At 49.9% G+C, this 4,427-nt stretch carries 5 protein-coding genes; all 5 read right to left on the reverse strand.

Annotation, left to right across the window (positions count from 1 at the left end; all coding sequences use genetic code 11):
- Positions 1 to 424: 424 nt before the first annotated feature.
- Positions 425 to 994, reverse strand: a complete 570-nt coding sequence (locus GX135_06330; GenBank protein ID NLN85703.1) for a hypothetical protein — start codon at positions 992 to 994, stop codon at positions 425 to 427.
- A 79-nt stretch (positions 995 to 1,073) separates the two neighbouring features.
- A complete protein-coding gene (gene rfbB / locus GX135_06335; GenBank protein ID NLN85704.1) occupies positions 1,074 to 2,144 on the reverse strand; it encodes a dTDP-glucose 4,6-dehydratase in 1,071 nt (356 codons plus the stop codon).
- A complete protein-coding gene (locus GX135_06340) occupies positions 2,141 to 2,995 on the reverse strand; it encodes a ParB/RepB/Spo0J family partition protein (GenBank protein ID NLN85705.1) in 855 nt (284 codons plus the stop codon). Before GX135_06340 ends, rfbB begins: the two co-directional genes overlap by 4 nt.
- Positions 2,992 to 3,762: a ParA family protein gene (locus GX135_06345; GenBank protein NLN85706.1), complete on the reverse strand. Its 771-nt coding sequence runs from the start codon at positions 3,760 to 3,762 to the stop codon at positions 2,992 to 2,994. Before GX135_06345 ends, GX135_06340 begins: the two co-directional genes overlap by 4 nt.
- A 7-nt stretch (positions 3,763 to 3,769) precedes the next feature.
- Positions 3,770 to 4,393, reverse strand: coding sequence for a 16S rRNA (guanine(527)-N(7))-methyltransferase RsmG (rsmG, locus tag GX135_06350; protein ID NLN85707.1), 624 nt, complete (start codon positions 4,391 to 4,393; stop codon positions 3,770 to 3,772).
- Positions 4,394 to 4,427: the final 34 nt, after the last annotated feature.

Consider the following 4,427-nt stretch of genomic DNA (forward strand, 5'->3'; position numbering starts at 1 on the left):
ACCCAAGATGATATTCGTATCGGATGGGAATTTTAGCTGTTCAAGCCTGAGTTCCATGCTGCTAACCTCGTATTTGATAATAGACGCAAAATATTGGATGGGCAGGGCTTGTCAAGTTAAATCTCAAGGTTTTCCACATCCGGCCAAAAAAGCCTGAACCATGCGCGTTTGTGGAGTTTTTTCAAATAATACTGGGGATTTCAGCTCAGGGATGAGCCACTATCTCTGAACGAGCCAACTGAATTTCAACCCAACCAGACTCTAAACCTCTGTGTGCCCTATGTTTGGCTTTTGAAACATAAGGAATACTAAAGGGGGCAAGAGAGCAGCAACCCAATTCAGGCAGGAGTTTTTCCGCCGGGAAGGATATCTAAGTAGCTGTCTATATTGTGGTTATGTGGATATTAATGCTGCCAGGCAAAATTTAGTTCATTTCCACCCGCAGGGCGTTTATGTAAACTCTGTATCCTCCGCTAACCTGAACGAAGCCATGGTTTTTATTGCTGAGATCGGTGATGCGGGCTTTTATCCACCAGCCGTTGCGGGTTTCATTGCTGGAAAAGGGAGCGCGATAATTCCCATTATCATCGGTGAGCTGTAAAAAGAATACCTCCCGGTTCAAAACAAGGTCACTTTCCCTTGCCACCCGGGTTTTTGTGTAGTGGCTGGTCCAGATTAACACGTTGTCCAAAATTCTTAAAAACCGTCCCTGCAGCTCATGTTCCGGGGAAGGGCGAGCCTGCATTTTGGCTAAAGAGGCAAACACAAAAGACTGATTGGCAAGGGGTTGCTCCATCACGAAGTATTCATCCACGCGAATATAATGGGCATCCGTGCCAGCATCTTCAACCTGGGAACTGGCAGGACGCGCCACCACGGCAGGACTGGGCAGAAATCTGTTTTGCCAAAAATTTGATGAGCAGCCAGCCATGACCAGAGCGAACATCGCCAACGCCATGGCAGCAAGAGTGTTATATCTTTTAATTGTCTTCATTTTTGTTTCTCCGACAAAGGGCTTGTTTTATCTATCAAGACAGCTTTGTGGGCAAAATCCCGCAATATTTTTCAGGGTCTCATTTTCCCAAGCCCAAGCGTTCCTGGCGATATTTTCGCTGCTGAATGGACTGCCACCAATCCTGGTTTTCCAGATACCACATCACGGTTTTGCGGATGCCGGTTTCGAAGGTTTCCTTTGGTGTCCAGCCCAGTTCATTTTGGATTTTTGAAGCGTCGATGGCATAGCGGAAGTCATGACCGGGGCGGTCGGCAACGTAAGTGATTAGCTCTGTGTAAGATGAAAGCTTGTCAGAAGGGCGGATTTCGTCCAGGAGCTTGCAGATGCCCTTCACGATGTCGATGTTGCGTATCTCGTTGTGTCCGCCGATGTTATAGGTTTCTCCCAGTTTGCCTTTGTGGACGATGGTGTTGATGGCATCGCAGTGGTCGGTCACATACAGCCAATCACGCACGTTCAAACCTTGCCCGTAAACGGGTAATGGTTTGTGTTCCAAGCAGTTGAGTATCATGAGCGGGATCAATTTTTCAGGGAATTGAAAGCCGCCATAGTTGTTTGAGCAGTTCGAGATGAGAACGGGCAAGCCAAAAGTGCGGTGCCAAGCTCTCACGAGGTGGTCGGAACCCGCTTTGGAGGCGGAATATGGTGAAGAAGGATCGTAGGGCGTGGTTTCGATAAAGAGGCCTTCGTCGCCCAGTGAACCGAAAACTTCATCTGTGGAAACGTGATGGAAGCGGAATTTGGCTTTGGCGGTTTCATCCAAACCGCGCCAATAGCGCAGCGCGTTATCCAGCATCACAGCCGTGCCAACAAGGTTTGTCTGGATGAATTCCATGGGTCCATCGATGGAACGATCCACATGGGATTCCGCGGCAAAATTTACCACCGTGTCCGGCTTGAATTCCGCAAAAGCGCGGGCAACTTGCTCGGCGTCGCAAATATCTGTCTTTTCAAAGAAATAACGATCTGGAAAAGCCTTTTCAATCGGCTCCAGGCTTTCGCGATTTCCGGCGTAGGTGAGCTTGTCCAAGTTTAACACGCTTCCCTTGAAATCGGGATCGGCAAAAAGGTGATGGATGTAATTGGCACCAATAAAGCCAGCGCCACCGGTAACGATGATCCTGTTCATGTGTTCTCCTTTGAATTTTTAATCAGTTTTCTAAGTGTTTCAAGTTCCTCGGGATTGCTGTAACTGAGGGTGATTTTGCCTTTGCCTCCGCGGTCGTTAATTTTCACTTTCAAACCCAGCGCGCTTTGAAGCTCCTGGGTGAGAATCTTGGTTTGCACCAAATCGGCTGGTGGCAGGGGTTTTTTGTTTAAATCACGGGCGAAGCTTTTCGCTTTTTCCTCCGCTTGACGCACGTTAAGACGATATTGGACAAGGTGTTGCGCGAATTGGCGCTGCAGTTCTGGCTCCACAGCCAAAACGGCTCGGGCGTGACCGGGGCTGATGATTCCTCCGGAAACCATGTCGCGCACTTCGAAGGGCAGTTTGAGCAGGCGGATACTGTTGCTCACGGTAGCGCGGTCGCGCGAAACGATGGCTGCCACTTCCTGATGGCTGAGGGAAAAATCATCCGCAAGCGTTTGATAGGCAAGCGCTTCCTCTATTGGGTCCAAATCTTCCCGCTGTACGTTTTCCACGATGGCGAGCTGGAGCTGTTCCTTTTCGCTGACGCTGCGGATAACGACGGGAACGCTTTCCAACCCGGCAAGTTTGGCAGCTTGGAGGCGTCTTTCCCCAGCGATAAGCTCGTATTCACTGCCTTCTGTTTTGTTCACAATGAGGGGCTGGATGATGCCGTTGGCTTTGATGGAATCAGCCAATTCAGCCAGGGCTTCGGGGTCGAAATTGCGCCGGGGCTGATGTGGATTGGCGCGGATTTGATTCACAGGCAGAGTGCCCAATCCGGATTGGGATTGGCTTTCAGGGCTGTTGGGGATGAGGGCGCTCAGGCCGCGTCCAAGACGTTCGTTCATGATTTTGCCGTCCTTTCGATTATCTCCGTCGCCAAATTCAGATAACTCATGGCACCGGGAGAACGTATGTCATACAAAAATATGGGTTTACCAAAGCTTGGCGCTTCGGTGAGTTTGATGTTGCGAGGGATGATGGTGCGAAAAACCTTGTCTTTGAAATAGTGCCGAACCTCTTTTGCCACCTGCATGGAAAGGTTTACGCGCCGGTCAAACATCGTGAGCAGGATGCCGATGATGTTGAGGTTTGGATTCAGGCTTTTTTGGATGAGGCGAATGGTGGAGAGAAGCTGGCTAACTCCTTCCAGGGCATAGTATTCACACTGGATGGGAACCAAAAGATCGCTCGCGGCGGTGAGGGCGTTTACAGTGAGCAAACCCAAAGATGGGGGACAGTCAATTATAACATAGTCATAATCCGGTAAAACCGGCTGCAAGGCTTCACGCAACCTGTGTTCACGGGCAAATTCCTGCACCAATTCAATTTCGGCGCCGGTGAGATCGATGTTCCCCGGAACGCACCACAGATTTTGGGTGTCTGTTTTCATCACGGTTTCGGCCAGGGGAACCTCACCGATGAGGGCATCATAAATTTGAGTTTTCAAGCTGTCTTTATCGATGCCAACTCCGCTGGTGGCGTTGCCTTGAGGGTCAAAATCTATCAGCAGAGTCTTCTTTTCCAGCACGGCAAGCCCGGCGGCCACATTGACCGCGGTGGTGGTTTTGCCCACCCCGCCTTTCTGGTTCACAATCGTAATTATTCTTGCCATATTATCTTCATTTCTTCAAACTATTTCTGGACAGAGTAAAAATGGCGCGGGTGCCGTGATGAAGCTCCACTCGCAATAACTGCCTGGGTTTGAGGGCTTCGATGTCTGCGATTTCCCTGGCTTTATAAATAATCAATTGGCCGTTTGGCTTCAAAAGCCGGCGCAGGGACGCGTGATAGCGTTCCTCCAATTTCACAGCCCGGCAGAGGATGAGATCAAAGCTTTCTCCCCGAAAATCTTCGAGGCGGGAACAGACTGTCTTGCAATCTGTTAACTCCAGTTTGGCAATCATTTTTTCCACAGCCAGGATTTTCTTGCGGGTGGAATCCAGCAGGGTCATGCGGCACTGCAGAACAGCCAATTTGATGGGAATGCCAGGCAAACCGCCACCAGTGCCAAAATCCAGCACATTTTTACCTGTAAAATCCACGCAATTCAAAGGCAGCAGGCTGTCAAGGAAATGCTTTGTCCACAGTTCGGATGGCGGCGTGGCGCGGGAAAAGAGGTTCAGACCGGCGTTCGCTTCCAGCAAAAGGCTGTGATAGAGGTCAAAACTTTCCAGCAAAGCTTCCGGCTCCGCGAGCCGCAACTCCCGCAGATATTTTTGAAAAATGTCTCTTTCCACGCTCATTCAGAATTTTCCAAAGGTAGTTGGCGCAGAAGGG

Source organism: Candidatus Cloacimonadota bacterium (genome assembly GCA_012522635.1).
Classification (GTDB): Bacteria; Cloacimonadota; Cloacimonadia; order Cloacimonadales; family Cloacimonadaceae; genus Syntrophosphaera.

Coding starts and splice junctions, on each gene's coding strand:
- GX135_06340 (NLN85705.1), bottom strand. CDS start 2,995: ATGAACGAACGTCTTGGACGCGGCCTGAGCGCCCTCATCCCCAACAGC.
- GX135_06330 (NLN85703.1), bottom strand. CDS start 994: ATGAAGACAATTAAAAGATATAACACTCTTGCTGCCATGGCGTTGGCG.
- rfbB (NLN85704.1), bottom strand. CDS start 2,144: ATGAACAGGATCATCGTTACCGGTGGCGCTGGCTTTATTGGTGCCAAT.
- GX135_06345 (NLN85706.1), bottom strand. CDS start 3,762: ATGGCAAGAATAATTACGATTGTGAACCAGAAAGGCGGGGTGGGCAAA.
- rsmG (NLN85707.1), bottom strand. CDS start 4,393: ATGAGCGTGGAAAGAGACATTTTTCAAAAATATCTGCGGGAGTTGCGG.